This is a genomic window from Bartonella sp. AP280QHHD, assembly GCF_042196125.1.
Taxonomy (GTDB): Bacteria; Pseudomonadota; Alphaproteobacteria; order Rhizobiales; family Rhizobiaceae; genus Bartonella.
The window spans coordinates 1-14,616 of the sequence record NZ_JBHIPQ010000036.1; the positions used below are offsets into that span (position 1 = coordinate 1).

Consider the following 14,616-nt stretch of genomic DNA (forward strand, 5'->3'; position numbering starts at 1 on the left):
TGTTTTATCTCCTTGAATATGCTGGAGATACAATGCCTTTTTGCTAATTATGTTCCAAAAGTGAATAGATATGCGCCAAAAGGAATAGGAAAGATCTAAAGTTAAGATCGAGATCATCATGGTGGGACATTTTCTTTTGAAACTTTTGTTTAAAGCGCGTTCATAGAGAGTTTTTGTTGATCATAAAAAAGGGGGGTGAAAACGACAAGGTACGCCTATAGGGCTTTATGAGGTCATTATATGGATGCTTTTTTGTTTATATTCTTTCATAAATTTGAATTTTTATCTCATGATAACGTCTTGGTCGATAAACATATGATAAGCGTTACGAATGGGAATATATTTATGTTTCATAAATAAAAGCACATTTTGTATAGAGAGCTCTTTCTTTGTGTTTTCGCTATTGTATTCTTTTGACAAATGCTTTTCTTTTTGATTGTATCAAAAAGTTTAAAGAGAGACCTTGTTAGGATATAAAATGTTTCGTTCAACTTTTTTTAAAAATCGTGAAATCTATGGACCTCTTTGTATTGGCTTTGATCCGAGCCATAAAGTTTTGCAATCGTGGAAACTAAGCTTTGATTATAAAGGTCTAAAAGATTTTTGTGATATTCTCTTAACAGCAGTTGTTGGTAAAGTAGGGATTATAAAGCCGCAAGTCGCATTTTTTGAATTATATGGTGTGGAAGGTCTTCAAGCTCTCAAAGAACTGATTGAAAATGCACACGAACAAGGCATATTGGTTCTGGCGGATGCAAAAAGGGGGGATATTGGCTCTACTGCTGAAGCCTATGGTAAGGCTTGGCTTGGTTCAAGCAGTGCGTTCAAAGCTGATGCCATGACAGTTAATCCTTTTTTGGGTTTTGATGCTCTTATTCCTCTGATAAAGGTTGCAGAAGAAACTGGAGCAGGGGTTTTTGTGGTTGTTCAGTCTTCTAATCCAGAGGGGAAACAAATACGAAATGCGCTTATTGGTGACCAGACACTCTCTCTTCATCTTGCACAGTGTATTTGTGATTATAATAGTCAGTCTTCGGTTATTCATCATAATATTGGCCCCATAGGTGCGGTTATAGGAGCGACATTAGGATCTGAATCAAAAGACACAATCGAGCAGTTAAAAAATAGTCTGTTTCTCGTTCCGGGTATTGGCGCTCAAGGTGGAACAATGACACAACTAGCAAATCAATTTCCACAAAGACTTTGGCAGAATGTTATTCCCTCTGTATCACGCTCTATTACAGATGCTGGACGAAATATTGTTGATTTAAAAAATGTTATCAATCATTTTGCAGAACAAGCGCAAAGCACACTGATGTCTTGAGGATTTTTGCATCTGTAATAAATCTGAAGAATTCTGAAAGGGAGGGGTTTTGAGGGGGATGCTTCCGATTTATCAAGAATCAACTGTCGCTTTGAGGTTTCTTTCAACAAGCACAGATGTCTTTTCATTGAATGTTAAGCGGGCATTTCATGTTGAGCGGGAGGCTATGTTCCTATTGAAAGTACAAATATTTTCAGTAGATTGCCTTAAGGGTAAAGGTTTGCATCTTTTAAAAGCAAAAGCTTATGCATATTGTTACCAGTTTTCAGTTGATAAAGTTATTGCAGCGTTTGTTTCTATAAGATAGACACACGTTATCGGTGAATATATATTGTTGTTAGAGAAAAATATGTTATCAAAACAAGAAAAAACCAAAGCCCGTTTACCCCGTGGGTTTGTTGATCGTACAAGTGCACAGTTGTATGCAACTGAAACAATGATTGCGCAAATTCGTGAAGTTTATGAACTTTATGGTTTTGAAGCACTGGAAACACCAATTTTTGAATATACAGATGTGCTGGGTAAGTTTTTACCGGATTCAGATCGTCCAAATGCGGGCGTTTTTTCGCTACAAGATGATGATGAGCAATGGATGTCTTTGCGCTATGATCTTACCGCGCCTCTTGCTCGTTATTTTGCCGAGAATTTTGAAGTTTTGCCAAAGCCTTATCGCAGTTATCGTCTTGGCTTTGTTTTTCGCAATGAAAAACCAGGTCCAGGGCGGTTTCGGCAATTTATGCAGTTTGATGCGGATATTGTTGGAACACCAACGGTAGCGGCTGATGCCGAAATTTGCATGATGGCAGCCGATAGTTTGGAAAAATTAGGGTTTCAGCATCATGAATATGCCATTCGTCTGAATAACCGAAAAATTCTCGATTGCGTTTTAGAGAAAATTGGTTTGGGGGGAAATGAGCAGGCTGAAAAGCGCTTAACTGTCTTAAGAGCAATTGATAAACTGGATAAATTTGGTTCTGAAGGGGTGCGTTTGCTTTTGGGAAAAGGGCGTTTGGATGAAAGTGGTGACTTTACAAAAGGGGCGGAGCTTAAGGAAAAAGAGATTGAGTGTATTCTTACCTTAACTGCTGTTGGAGCTGAAACAGCAGAAGAAACGCTTGAGGCTCTTAAAGAAGTGGTTGGTGATCATGTTCAAGGGCGTGAGGGAATTCGTGAGCTTGAGGAAATGCAAGCAATTTTTGCCGCAAATGGCTTTCAGAATCGTATCAAGATTGATCCATCGGTGGTGCGTGGACTGGATTATTATACAGGTCCTGTCTTTGAGGCTACGTTGCTGTTTGATGTTTTCAATGATGATGGGCAGAAAGTTGTTTTTGGCTCCGTTGGTGGTGGTGGGCGCTATGATGGATTGGTGGCACGCTTTCGTGGTGAAAACATTCCAGCAACAGGTTTTTCAATCGGGGTCTCGCGCTTGATCGCTGCTTTGCAAAATCTTGAAAAGTTGCCTATGAAGGAGACAACAGGGCCGGTTGTGGTGCTGATGATGGATAAAGAGCCAGAGGCGGTTGCTGGTTATCAAAAAATGGTGATGCAGTTGCGTAGTGCGGGAATTCGTGCTGAGCTCTATTTGGGGGCATCGGGGATAAAAGCGCAGATGAAATATGCAGATCGACGCCAAGCGCCTTGTGTGGTTATCCAAGGCTCACAAGAACGTGAGAGCGGAAAAATACAGATTAAAGATTTGATTGAAGGGGCGCGTTTGTCTCATGAAATTAAGGATAATCAAACATGGCGTGAAAGTCGACCAGCACAAGTGACGGTTGATGAAGATCAATTGGTCAAAACAGTACAGGATATTTTAGCCGCCCAAAAATGATAATGGTAAAAGTCTTTATCGAAGTGATTGTTCGAAATATTTTGGAAATTTGAAATTCAATTTTTAAAATTTGTGCTTTGCTCGTTTATACGTGTTGGTGCACGCGTTCAAAAGCGGGGTTTTGAAGTGCGTGCGGCATAAAAGAGAGATTTTTAAGAGATAAATAAGCACTATTTGCTATAAAACGTGCCCTTCTGAGGATGCGATGATAATGCGTTAAAATGAGCAAAAAAATTGTAACGAACAAAAACTCTGAGAAAATTAAAAGGTTTCACGCAACGCTTTCCCAAAAGTTTATAAAAATATTGACAAGTTCATATTGGCTTCATCTTTGAATTCTCATCTATGAGTATCAAATCCTTTGATGTTCTCTTCTTAGACATTACAAAATTTAGCCTTATTGCAAAAGGAGGAAGAACTAGAGCGTTTTATCCTAAAAGACTTTTTAAGCTTCAAAAAACAATGGAATGACTTAAATCGAACAATTTTTTACAGGAGCATGTTTGGATGAATTGTAAGCTGCCATAATGGTAACTTACTGATAATATGCATTTTTCATAAAGTCAATTCTTTAACGGAGAAATGAAAATGGTCCAATATGATTTTACTCTGCTCTATGAACGAAATCCCTTTATTCTTGAAAGACCTGAGAATATTGGAAAATCATTTAAACTTCCTCCTTCAAATTTCGGATTTGAAGATCTTCCGCAAATTACCTTTTCAGGCGCTTCGTCGTGTCGGCGTATGATTTTTGGGTTATCATTTAGTGGTATGAAAGCATTTTTTGTGATGTTGTGGCAGGTAGGGAAAATGTTAGATGAGGGGGATGATGTGGATTTATGGTTTGATCAGATAACATTGGATCATGATATTCTTGAAGAATTTTTGACTTGCGATCTTTCAATTCAAGAACCAGAATATCTTAATTTTGAAAGTTTTAAAGAAGGTATCAAAGAATTAGAAAAGAATAAAATTGTAGCGAAGGGGACAAAAAAAGATTGTTATTTCATCAATCCAGATATTTTTGGTCTTCCTGAATGTGATGAAGATTTTGAGTTCGATGAAGAGGAAGAGATAGAAGCACACTTTACGGTAGAATACCCGAATAAACAACTCCTTTAATCGTTTTTCTCTTAGAGAAAAATAAAGGCTTAGAATAAATGGCTATGAGAACAGCAATGAGTCTGTTTAGGGTATGTGAATTGGAATGTTTGCGGGATCTGTTTTGATTTAATATTCTCCATGAATGGTTCTTTATGCAGAGCGGTTTTTATGCCATATTTTCTTCTTTTTATGAGACATAAGTTAATTTGAACTGTGCACCTCTTCAAACAAATGTTTGATCTGTATTTTCTTTCTTGGTACTTTTGTGAACTTTGCAGTAATGATGTTCATAGCTCTTGTATTTTGGCGCGTTTACGAGAGGTATTTTTACTCTTTTTAATCGTTTATTCATATGCCAATCCCGCTTGCTAATGAGCAAGAAAATAGTTTTAAGGGATTCAATATAAGAAGGGATAAAATAAAACAATCTTATGATATTCGGCTCCTCTCATTCAATATGCAAAATTATAAATTATCTTTATAAATCAAAGTATTGTTTAATACAAAGTTTTTCTCAGTATGAGAAATTTAGCATTGATCTTGCATATTTCATCAATACGTTAGTCCTTGATGTTTCTGAGAGAGTTTTGCATGAATTTGCGCATTTGGCAATTGCATCCCCATTTTTTGATAGCGTGCAACAGCTTTTAACTCTTTGATTTTTTAGCCCCACAACGGGTCCAGATTTTTCATCAGCAATTTTTCAAACTTTTTCAAAGCAGTTAAAACATAAAATATTTATTGAAAAAATTATTGCTGTAATCTTTTTTCACAGAAGGCGTACAATCAACTTATCGGGTCTGTTTTCACGAATAGATGTTGTAAAAAGTCAACGACACAAATCTTCCTCCTCAGAAAATTTGTGTCGTAAAATTTTGTTTAAATAGACGATTGGGGGAATTAGCTTTTCAATGCTTTTAAAACATGTTGTGGTGAAGAAACTTCATAAGGATCTGTTGCACAATTATCTGAAAAACCTGCTTCTTCGAACCATTGTTCAACCACACCATCATTAATAACAGCTGCATAGCGCCATGATCGCATGCCGAACCCAACATTGTCTTTTGCAACCAGCATACCCATTTTGCGTGTGAATTCACCAGAGCCATCGGGAATTAACTTCACGTTTTTGATATTTTGTGCTTTTCCCCAAGCATTCATGACAAAAGCATCATTGACGGAAAGACAATAAATTTCATCAATACCCGCTTGTTTAAATTCATCATAGAGCTTTTCAAAATCAGGCAGCTGAAAGGTTGAGCAAGTAGGGGTAAAAGCTCCAGGAAGAGAAAAAAGAATAACACGCTTTCCTTTAAAGTAAGCATCGCTGTTAACTTCTTGCCACCGATAAGGATTGTCTCCAGCCACTGATTCATCGCGTACGCGTGTGTGGAATGTTACATTGGGAACTGTTTTTTTCATCATCATGATGCTCCTGTATTCTTTTACGAAAATTTTGTTTTAAAACAGCCTTTGTATTTAAAAACATATGGTAAAAAGCGTTTTAAATAAAAGGGCTTCTTTAAAAATTCTTACTTCTAACGAGTGTGCAAATATTTCACACTTCCGTCAAGTAGAATTAATGGTCGACTTTGGATACTCTTCACCTTAAAATTATAGGAAATCATATAAAGGTATTGATATGACCATAAAGACAGTTTTAACCACGGCTTTTGAGGGGCAAAAACCGGGAACGTCTGGTTTGCGCAAAAAAGTGTCTGTTTTTCAACAACCCCATTATGTAGAAAACTTTATACAGTCTCTTTTTGATAACATTGGGCCTCTTGAAGGAAAAATGTTGATTCTTGGGGGGGATGGGCGCACTTTTAATCGTACTATCCTTCAGATTGTGTTGAAGATGGCAGCGGCGCATGGTGTCTCTTGTGTTAAAATGGGAAGGGGCGGTATTCTTTCTACACCTGCTGTTTCGCATCTTATTCGTAAAACTCATGCCCATGGTGGACTCATTCTTTCTGCAAGCCATAATCCTGGTGGTCCAGAAGGAGATTGTGGTATTAAATATAATATTTCCAATGGGGGACCCGCTCCTAATTCTTTATGTGATGCTATTTTTGCAACATCGCAACGTCTTTCTTTTTATAAAATTCTTGAAGCACCAGATATTGATTTAGATAGGCAAGGTACGATCTTTATGGGAGCCATGCGGATTGATATTATTGATCCTGTCGCTGATTATGTTGCTTTGATGCAGGAGCTTTTTGATTTTGACTGTATTGCCAAGGCTGTTGCTCGAGGTCTTACTTTACGGTTTGATGCCATGCATGCGGTAACAGGGCCTTATGCCCATGAAATTTTTGAAAAATGCTTAGGATTTTCTGAAGGGACGGTGGTTAATGGTATTCCTTTGCCAGATTTTGGAGGCGGTCATCCAGATCCCAATTTGGTTTATGCTAAGGATCTTTATGATTTATTGATGTCAGAGCAAGGACCAGATCTTGGCGCCGCCTCTGATGGTGATGGAGACCGTAACCTCATTATTGGTCGTCAACAATTTGTCTCGCCTTCGGATTCTTTGGCTATTATGGCTGAACATGCACACCTTATTAAAGGATATCGAAAAGGTGTTGTGGGGATAGCGCGCTCTATGCCGACGGGGCGTGCTGCTGATCTAGTTGCGGAAAAACACGGATTAAATTTTTTTGAAACGCCAACGGGATGGAAGTTTTTTGGAACCCTTTTGGATGCGGGAAAAGTAACCTTTTGTGGTGAAGAAAGCTTTGGAACGGGCTCTCATCACATCCGCGAAAAAGATGGTTTATGGGCTGTCCTATTTTGGTTAAATCTTGTAGCGGTAACAGAAAAAACTGTCGCACAGATTGTTCAACAGCATTGGTCCACCTATGGGCGTTTTTACACGTTACGGCATGATTATGAAGAAGTCGAAGCAGATAAAGCTTTGGCATTACTAGAGCATTTGCGTGCGCACTTACCACATGCAGGAACTGAAATTTCTGGATTTTTCGTCAAAAAAGCAGATGATTTTACATATCATGATCCCGTTGATCAGAGCGTTAGCACGCGGCAAGGTATACGTATTTTTTTCGAGAATGGAGCAAGGTTGGTGGTTCGTTTGTCGGGAACAGGGACGCTAGGTGCTACTTTACGACTTTATTTTGAACAGTATGAAAGTGATCCGCGCAAACACAATTTTAATCCGCAAGAAGTTCTCCAACCTTTGCAACAGGTAGCACTAAAACTGTTAAACATACAACAAGCATTGGGGCGAGATCGTCCTGATATTATCACCTAAGATCATTGGAATGTTTTTTTGTAAAGGTATGATGATTGATCACATGGATGTGATTTTAGGGGTGTGATTTTATGTGCATAAGGGAGAGCTTAACTCTATTTTTAGGCGAGACTTGTTTTTTCCACCTTTCCATATCAATCGGATTCCTAAAACTGCGGGATTCTTAAAACTAAATGCTGTAGGAAATTATAATCGAGCATAATCGGATCATTTATGTCCAATGGGTTTGCTCAATGGCTTGATAGCAATTTTTGTTTAATAGGGGAATGTTTCTCATACAAAACAAAATACGATCATTGTTGCACATTTCATATGTTTGTTTTAAAGAATCTTCTCTCTCAAGACACTAAAAACGCATCTTATGCGTGTTGCTTTGAAAGGGATAACCGGCCATCCATCCATTGAGCAGCACCATTTTTACGCTTATGAGAGAGTAAGACGGCACCATTATTCACTTTGCCCGCTTTCAATGTTGGCTCTTATATTTGAGAGTATTTAGTATTTTGGATAATCGTTTTACACGGATTTTCCTACTTGTAACATGCAAACAAAAGGCTTTGGTTGTTTCAATGTAAAAGGGGTTGAGAGAATCTCAGCTTATTTATCGGCTCTCATTCAATATACAAAACCATTAACTATGATCATAAATCAGTCTGTTCTCTAACATTATGACTGTTATCTTTACTTAAATAAAAGGTTAAGTTGGGGACATCATTTTCTTGTTTCTCAATGCTGCAATAGTTTTTAGCTCTCTGAGAACGTTTTATTCAGAGATGTTCCTTTTCTAATTGTTTTGTTATCCATTCGTTAATTGCATTGGTGATGTATAAGAAAATGATTTTGATTAATTTATTAGAGAGAATGCAGTGAGTAAATTTTATGATATGCGGGGGGCTTATTTGAGTTGTATAATGATCAATCATTTTTATAAACTTGTGTATAGTATGTGATGATAGCATTCATGAATACAGTTGGCAGATGAGGATTGAAACAAAGGGAAACATTTTTCTAAAATAATGGACAATAAGCACTTCTTGCTTTATGACCAGTCATAATGAATGTTTTTTCTAAAAAAGGGAAATTTATGACCCAATATCCCAAATGTCCTCGTTGTGATTGTCTTTATACTTATGAAGATGGTGAAAATTTTGTGTGTCCTGAATGCGCGCATGAATGGCCACAAAAAAACGATGATACGGTTCTTGCCAATACTGTTTATGATGCCAATGGTCAGATTTTAACAAACGGAGATACCGTTATGGTGATAAAAGATCTGAAAGTAAAAGGCGCTTCATCTGTTTTAAAAGGGGGGACGAAGGTAAAGAATATTCGCTTGGTGGATGGGGATCATAATATCGATTGCAAAATTCCTGGGATCGGTCAGATGAGTTTAAAGTCGGAGTTTGTGAAAAAAGTTTAGGCATTTATCTTCTTGCAATTGTTTTTGCATTTCGTTGGTTTTCTATTTTTACATTCTTCTCTAATTGGGCATATTTTTCTCCAATGGGCTTCTTTTCTTGTTTCATAGATTACACCAATCAGATAGGAGCAATATGTTTTCCTTTATTGCAAAGCCATGTATAGCAGAGAAATAGCGACTCTTTCTTTTCTTTTAATATGCGGTTATGAGGGGACTGGATGTTGACTCATAAGCAACAATAAAAGTGTGCGTTTTATGAGAAAAACAACGCCGTAAAGTAGACAAACTTATTTCTGCTGAATTGAAAAAATATTCTCATTTTTTTATCAGATAATTTCTCAAACAACCATAATAGATCTGGCTTCAATGTATTTATTTTTTATGGGTAGTTACACCTTTTGCGTCATATTTATGGAAATGAGATTGAAAATGATAGAGGAAATTCTTGATTTTAAGAATGGAAAAAGGACGCTATGATCTTGATAAGGTCTTATTGCCATGCATTTTCCAGCTCTTAGTACTGCAACAGTCTCTTATAAAAGTGTACATAAGAGCTATTAAAAATAGTTTTTGTTATTATCCAGTTTGTGCTGTGTAAGCGGACGATTTTGATTGATGCAATAAAAACAGAATTGAAATAAGAAAAATGTCAGAATTCTCATTCAAGTTGCAAAATGTGATCTTTGTCGAGTGGCTGAAACAACATATTGATTTATAATAATAAATTAGCGTTATTCATATTGAATTAGAACCCCGAATAACGTGGGATTCTCTCATTTCAAATCTGTTCCATGTTGAATCAATTAAAATCACTTGCTTGCACACCACAAGCGGGGCTGGCGTGTGGGTAAAAATGAGGAAAGAAAGGAGTAAAAATGACTCTTATGAATCGTCTTAATGAAAGAGCTGTCGCATCATTAGGGGCTGGCAGATATGATGATGGTGCCGGCTTGCTACAAGAAGTATTTTGCGTGATTTGTCGTTGGGAGCACTGAGAAAGATGAAGCAAATGGGCACTCTATCTTGCAATGTTTTCTTTTTTGGGTTTTCTTTTTTTTAACGAGGTCGTGTTTTCCTCGTTAAAATTGCATGACAAGATTATAAAACAAAATAAATTTAAAGTGCACATCCATGCATTGTACTTCTGTGTACGTATAAATTGGTTTATTGAAACAACTTATGCTCTTAAAAGGGCAGAAAGCTTTTTAAGGCATATGTGGAGGTGAAAGGTGAGTGAAGGTATCATTATTGGACAGATTTTTTTAACAGTACTCTATTTTTATGGCTGCATGGCTTACTTCGAGAATTTCAGGAATAAAATGACGTAAGATCTTTACATTCCATGTTTGAGCGCTGTTGAAGAGGGGCAATCGGTGTGGTTATTTTACCTATTGAGGTCAATATTTATTGTGGCATGGCTTCAACGCCTAAAACTTCAGGGATAAAATGGCGTAAAAGATTTTCAATACCATGTTTGAGGGTTGCCGTTGAAGAGGGACATCCAGCGCAGGAGCCGCGCATATTGAGATAAACAATACCATTTTCAAATCCACGAAAAGTAATATCTCCACCATCATTGGCAACCGCTGGGCGGATACGCGTTTCAAGCAGCTCTTTAATGGTTAAGACAATATCAGCATCTTTTTCGTCATAAAATTCTTCGTTAAGGGCATGGGTTTGTGCTTGTGTTGTAGCGTTGGTAGTGATCACTGGCTCATTGGATAGAAAATGTTCCATGATTGTGCCTAAAATGACGGGCTTGAGATGTTGCCATTCCCCTTCTTTTTTGCTTACGGTGATAAAATCATAGCCTAAAAAGACACCATTGATATTGGGAATATTAAACAGTTTAGCCGCCAAAGGTGAGTTTTTAGCTGCTTCTTCAGGGTCACGAAATTCTAATACGCCCTCAGAAAGAACCACGCGTCCTGGCAAGAATTTAAGAGTTGCAGGATTTGGGGTGGTTTCAGTTTGAATAAACATAGATTCTCCTTTTATAATGAAGGCTTGGGAAGATCTTACATTGTAGAATATTATATTTTTTAGGCAATAGATCTAATATCTTCATCGGCAAGATTGCTAGGAATAACAATGACAGGGATTGAAAAAGCTGTTCCTTTATTCCCGATTAATTGAACAAGGGGTCCTGGTCCTTCTGTATGTCCACTGGCTGCTAAAACAATCAGTGCAATCCTTTTATCTTCGTCGATCAGTTTAGAAATCTCATCAATTTTTTTTCCTTCACGCACTACTATTTCTGTTTCAAGCGCATGGGTGGTGCGGACTTCACTGGCAATGTCTCCTAATATTTTATGAGCACTTTGCTTTGATTCTGTACGCATAACGTTGTTTACACCCAGAAAATGTTGAAATTCTACACTATCAACGACACAAAGTAATACCAATGTTCTACTGGTATTTTGGGCATGCTGTGCGGCAAACGCAACGGCACGCCGACACTCTGGTGTTTCATCGATAATAACTAAGTTTTTTTTCTTTGGTTCTTTTTTCGGATTTTGGGGTTTGGAAATCATGCACTTTCTCTATTTTGTACAAACGATTTTTTTGCTCTCTACAGTTTTTAGTTTTATTATTTTTATGTATCGTGCAAAAATCCAATAATTTCACGAATTTTTTTCATATTTTCTTCTGCGAGCATACTAGCACGTTTAGCGCCATCATGCAAAACAGAGTCGATATAATCATTTTCTTGATGAAGGCGACGTAATTCTTCTGTTATAGGGGCAAGCTTATGGACAACAAGGTCGGCTAGAGCTGTTTTAAAATGCGAAAATTGTTGACCAGAAAATTCTAAAAGAATCTTTTCTTTGCTAACTTTGGCAAAGGCGGCATAAATACCAAGCAGGTTATCTACTTCTGGTCGTTCTTTTAAAGCGGCAAGGGTATCGGGAAGTGGAGCCGAATCCGTTTTGGCTTTGCGTATTTTTTTTGCGATAAGATCAGCGTCATCGGTCAAATTAATGCGTGAAAAATCTGAAGGATCTGATTTTGACATTTTTTTCGTCCCATCGCGCAAAGACATAACGCGTGTGGCTGTTGTTCCAATCAGTGCTTCTGGAAGAGGAAAAAAGCCTTGTCTTTTTTCTTCATCTGTTTGCATAGAGATGCCAAAATTTAATTCGGCAATACGCTGTGCATAGTCGTTGTTAAATTTTTGTGCAATATCGCGTGTGAGTTCAACATGCTGTTTTTGATCTTCGCCTACTGGAACATGCGTTGCACGATAGACTAAAATATCAGCAGCCATCAAAGTGGGATAGGCAAAAAGCCCGATGGATGCTTTTTCGCGATCTTTTCCCGCTTTATCTTTAAATTGTGTCATGCGTTGAAGCCAGCCGATACGGGCAACACAATTAAAAATCCAGGCGAGTTCAGCATGTTGAAAAACACGTGATTGGTTAAAAATAATGTGTTTTTGAGGATCAATACCGGCGGCTAAAAAAGCTGCTGTCACTGTTCTGGTGGATTCGCGTAAAGTAAAGGGATCTGGGTTGACTGTGAGCGCATGCATATCCACAACACAATAGAGGCAGTGATGAGAGTTTTGCAGTTCAACCCAACGCTGAATGGCTCCAAGATAATTGCCAAGATGTAAATGACCACTCGGTTGTACGCCGGAAAAGACAAGTGGTGTGAAGGTATCCATAGGAGTGCTCTTTCTTCAATTAAGGTTATTCATTTTATTGTTTTTGACAAAGTATAGATATTATGAGCGTTTTTTCAAATTTTTAAGCGTGTGAAAAAAGGAACGGGTGTTGAATAAAAAATAGGCACTAAAATAGATCAAAAATATGCCAATCATGATCCCAGCTAAGGTGATCGCGCGCAAGAAAAATGATGCTTGTGAGGATAAAGGAAAAGACAAAAAACCAAACACATTCAATCCGTAATAGAGGGCTAGTGCACTCAAAAGAGTTGCCATCATGAGACATAATATTCGTTTTATCAGTTGGAAGTCGTATTTCCAATAACCGCGTTTGATAAGGACACTCCACAGCAAAAGGGTGTTGGCCCATCCAGAGGTAATTTCAGCAATAACAATGCCTCGTGCAGATAGAATAGGAAATAATGTTAAGGCGAGACTGATATTGATGAAAACGCAAATACCTGTAAAAATCATCGGTGTTTTGGTATCTTCATGGGCAAAAAAATTAGGAATAAAGACCTTAATAAGAACAAAAGCTGGAAGTCCTAATCCATAAAGTTCTAGTAATTGTGCAACATGGTGTGTTGATTGACTGGTAAATTGTCCTCGCTCAAAGAGCAAACTGACAATGGGAGTGGAGAGCAGCAAAAAAGCAATGGATGCTGGAAGTGTTAACAACAATGTTAATTCAATAGAGCGATTTTGTAAATGGTGGGTTTCTTTATGCTTTTTGCTCCGCAAAGCGCGTGTTAACTCTGGTAAAAGAACGGTTGCAACGGCAATGGCAATTACGCCTAAAGGCAATTGATAAAGACGATCAGCATACATCAAAGAAGAGACAGCACCCGATTGACTAGAAGCAATGTTGGTATTAATAAGCAAATTAATTTGCGTGATGCCACCTGTGATGGCTGCGGGGAATGCTAAAGTTAATAGCTTACGAACATTAGGACTTAAATGGGGCTGGCGGAAGGAAATTTTCATTCCACTTTGACGCAAAGCAAGGGCAATTAAGGTGAGTTGAAGAAGCCCTGCTGCCAATACACCCCAAGAGAGATTTAAGCCGATATGCCAAGCGTCAAGTTTATAGATCCAAGCATAGGCAAGCACACCAATCAGAATAATGTTTAAAAAGAGTGGGGCAATGGCGGCAATAAAATAGCGTCGCAGAGCATTAAGCATGCCCCCCATCATGGCAGCAAGCGACATGCAGGTTAAATAGGGAAACATGATTGCAGTAAAGTGAATTGTAGCGTTAAATTTTGTTGCATCTTCGGTAAAACCTGGGGCAATAATGGTTCGTACCAAAAAAGGCATACTCAGTTCCATCGCAATCGTTAACAGTAAGAGCAGCGAAAAGAGAACGCCAAAGACTTCTTCTGCAAATTTGCATGCCGTTTCGTGACCTTCTTCAGTGATTTTTTTTGCAAAAAGAGGAATGAAAGCAGCGTTAAAGGCACCTTCAGCAAAAAAACGACGAAATGTGTTGGGAAAACGAAAAGCAGCGTTAAAGGCATCAGAAACAGGACCTGTCCCTAGGGCTGCTGCCATAAGCATTTCGCGTACGAAGCCAAAAATACGGCTCATGAGGGTTCCGGAAGCAACTGTTGCAATTTTTTTAATCAATGTCATAAAGATATATCAGCTTTGTTGTAAAAGAGAAGCGATGACAGGAGAAATAAAGCGTTTTAAATCGTAAAAATCTGATCTCTATCCTAATCAAGGATACTTTTTGAAAGCGTTTTACGACGGTGTTTATCTTTCTGTCAACAATGGTGCTTGAAGACTTTTTTATGCTCCTTGTTTACTGTTGTATTAAAATTTTTATTGTTGCCATAAAATAATTAAAATTTCTTTTTCAAACTGAAATATGCGAGTGATATCATAACAGTTTGAAGAGACATGTAGGGATATATAATGATAATTTCTCTTTATGGTGTGATGTCGTGAATAGTGCAACCCAATGCCGTTCTGTTTTATGTGAGGGGTGTGACCC

General features: G+C 37.9%; 10 protein-coding genes and 1 pseudogene. 6 read left to right on the top strand and 5 right to left on the bottom strand.

Features of this window, described 5'->3' with window-relative positions:
• The first annotated feature begins 478 nt into the window (after positions 1 to 478).
• From pyrF to ACFIMK_RS04755, 3 genes are all read left to right on the top strand, one after another.
• A complete protein-coding gene (gene pyrF, locus ACFIMK_RS04745; RefSeq protein ID WP_375683072.1) occupies positions 479 to 1,324 on the top strand; it encodes an orotidine-5'-phosphate decarboxylase in 846 nt (281 codons plus the stop codon).
• A gap of 349 nt (positions 1,325 to 1,673) precedes the next feature.
• A complete protein-coding gene (hisS, locus tag ACFIMK_RS04750; RefSeq protein ID WP_375683071.1) occupies positions 1,674 to 3,158 on the top strand; it encodes a histidine--tRNA ligase in 1,485 nt (494 codons plus the stop codon).
• Between the two features lie 588 nt (positions 3,159 to 3,746).
• The gene (locus ACFIMK_RS04755) at positions 3,747 to 4,280 is read left to right on the top strand and encodes a replication protein (RefSeq protein WP_375613583.1); all 534 of its coding nucleotides are present in this window, start codon (positions 3,747 to 3,749) and stop codon (positions 4,278 to 4,280) included.
• Positions 4,281 to 5,162: 882 nt separating this feature from the next.
• Here ACFIMK_RS04755 and ACFIMK_RS04760 read toward each other — a convergent pair.
• Complete coding sequence (locus ACFIMK_RS04760; protein ID WP_375613588.1) at positions 5,163 to 5,687, bottom strand: peroxiredoxin; 525 nt, start codon at positions 5,685 to 5,687, stop codon at positions 5,163 to 5,165.
• A gap of 217 nt (positions 5,688 to 5,904) precedes the next feature.
• On the opposite strand from ACFIMK_RS04760, the gene ACFIMK_RS04765 reads away from it, so the two are divergent.
• From ACFIMK_RS04765 to ACFIMK_RS04775, 3 genes and pseudogenes are all read left to right on the top strand, one after another.
• Complete coding sequence (locus tag ACFIMK_RS04765; protein WP_375613582.1) at positions 5,905 to 7,533, top strand: alpha-D-glucose phosphate-specific phosphoglucomutase; 1,629 nt, start codon at positions 5,905 to 5,907, stop codon at positions 7,531 to 7,533.
• Positions 7,534 to 8,617: 1,084 nt separating this feature from the next.
• The gene (locus ACFIMK_RS04770) at positions 8,618 to 8,953 is read left to right on the top strand and encodes a zinc ribbon domain-containing protein YjdM (protein ID WP_273790940.1); all 336 of its coding nucleotides are present in this window, start codon (positions 8,618 to 8,620) and stop codon (positions 8,951 to 8,953) included.
• An 875-nt stretch (positions 8,954 to 9,828) separates the two neighbouring features.
• Positions 9,829 to 9,909: pseudogene (locus ACFIMK_RS04775) on the top strand (DUF4102 domain-containing protein); the annotation flags it as partial.
• A gap of 448 nt (positions 9,910 to 10,357) precedes the next feature.
• On the opposite strand, the gene ACFIMK_RS04780 reads toward ACFIMK_RS04775, so the two are convergent.
• The 4 genes from ACFIMK_RS04780 to murJ all read right to left on the bottom strand — a co-directional run bounded on the left by ACFIMK_RS04780 (position 10,358) and on the right by murJ (position 14,252).
• Positions 10,358 to 10,936, bottom strand: coding sequence for a NifU family protein (locus tag ACFIMK_RS04780; protein WP_273723704.1), 579 nt, complete (start codon positions 10,934 to 10,936; stop codon positions 10,358 to 10,360).
• 59 nt (positions 10,937 to 10,995) lie between these two features.
• Complete coding sequence (locus ACFIMK_RS04785; protein WP_375612177.1) at positions 10,996 to 11,487, bottom strand: universal stress protein; 492 nt, start codon at positions 11,485 to 11,487, stop codon at positions 10,996 to 10,998.
• Positions 11,488 to 11,549: 62 nt separating this feature from the next.
• On the bottom strand, positions 11,550 to 12,620 hold the full coding sequence (gene trpS / locus ACFIMK_RS04790) for a tryptophan--tRNA ligase (protein WP_375613581.1): 1,071 nt from the start codon (positions 12,618 to 12,620) through the stop codon (positions 11,550 to 11,552).
• Positions 12,621 to 12,680: 60 nt separating this feature from the next.
• Entirely contained in the window at positions 12,681 to 14,252 is a 1,572-nt protein-coding gene (murJ, locus tag ACFIMK_RS04795; protein WP_273790944.1) for a murein biosynthesis integral membrane protein MurJ, read from the bottom strand.
• Positions 14,253 to 14,616 lie beyond the last annotated feature (364 nt).

What these genes read in the sequence shown, in the direction of transcription:
- pyrF (WP_375683072.1), top strand. Translation starts at nt 479, where the DNA reads ATGTTTCGTTCAACTTTTTTTAAAAATCGTGAAATCTATGGACCTCTT.
- hisS (WP_375683071.1), top strand. Translation starts at nt 1,674, where the DNA reads ATGTTATCAAAACAAGAAAAAACCAAAGCCCGTTTACCCCGTGGGTTT.
- ACFIMK_RS04755 (WP_375613583.1), top strand. Translation starts at nt 3,747, where the DNA reads ATGGTCCAATATGATTTTACTCTGCTCTATGAACGAAATCCCTTTATT.
- ACFIMK_RS04760 (WP_375613588.1), bottom strand. Translation starts at nt 5,687, where the DNA reads ATGATGAAAAAAACAGTTCCCAATGTAACATTCCACACACGCGTACGC.
- ACFIMK_RS04765 (WP_375613582.1), top strand. Translation starts at nt 5,905, where the DNA reads ATGACCATAAAGACAGTTTTAACCACGGCTTTTGAGGGGCAAAAACCG.
- ACFIMK_RS04770 (WP_273790940.1), top strand. Translation starts at nt 8,618, where the DNA reads ATGACCCAATATCCCAAATGTCCTCGTTGTGATTGTCTTTATACTTAT.
- ACFIMK_RS04780 (WP_273723704.1), bottom strand. Translation starts at nt 10,936, where the DNA reads ATGTTTATTCAAACTGAAACCACCCCAAATCCTGCAACTCTTAAATTC.
- ACFIMK_RS04785 (WP_375612177.1), bottom strand. Translation starts at nt 11,487, where the DNA reads ATGATTTCCAAACCCCAAAATCCGAAAAAAGAACCAAAGAAAAAAAAC.
- trpS (WP_375613581.1), bottom strand. Translation starts at nt 12,620, where the DNA reads ATGGATACCTTCACACCACTTGTCTTTTCCGGCGTACAACCGAGTGGT.
- murJ (WP_273790944.1), bottom strand. Translation starts at nt 14,252, where the DNA reads ATGACATTGATTAAAAAAATTGCAACAGTTGCTTCCGGAACCCTCATG.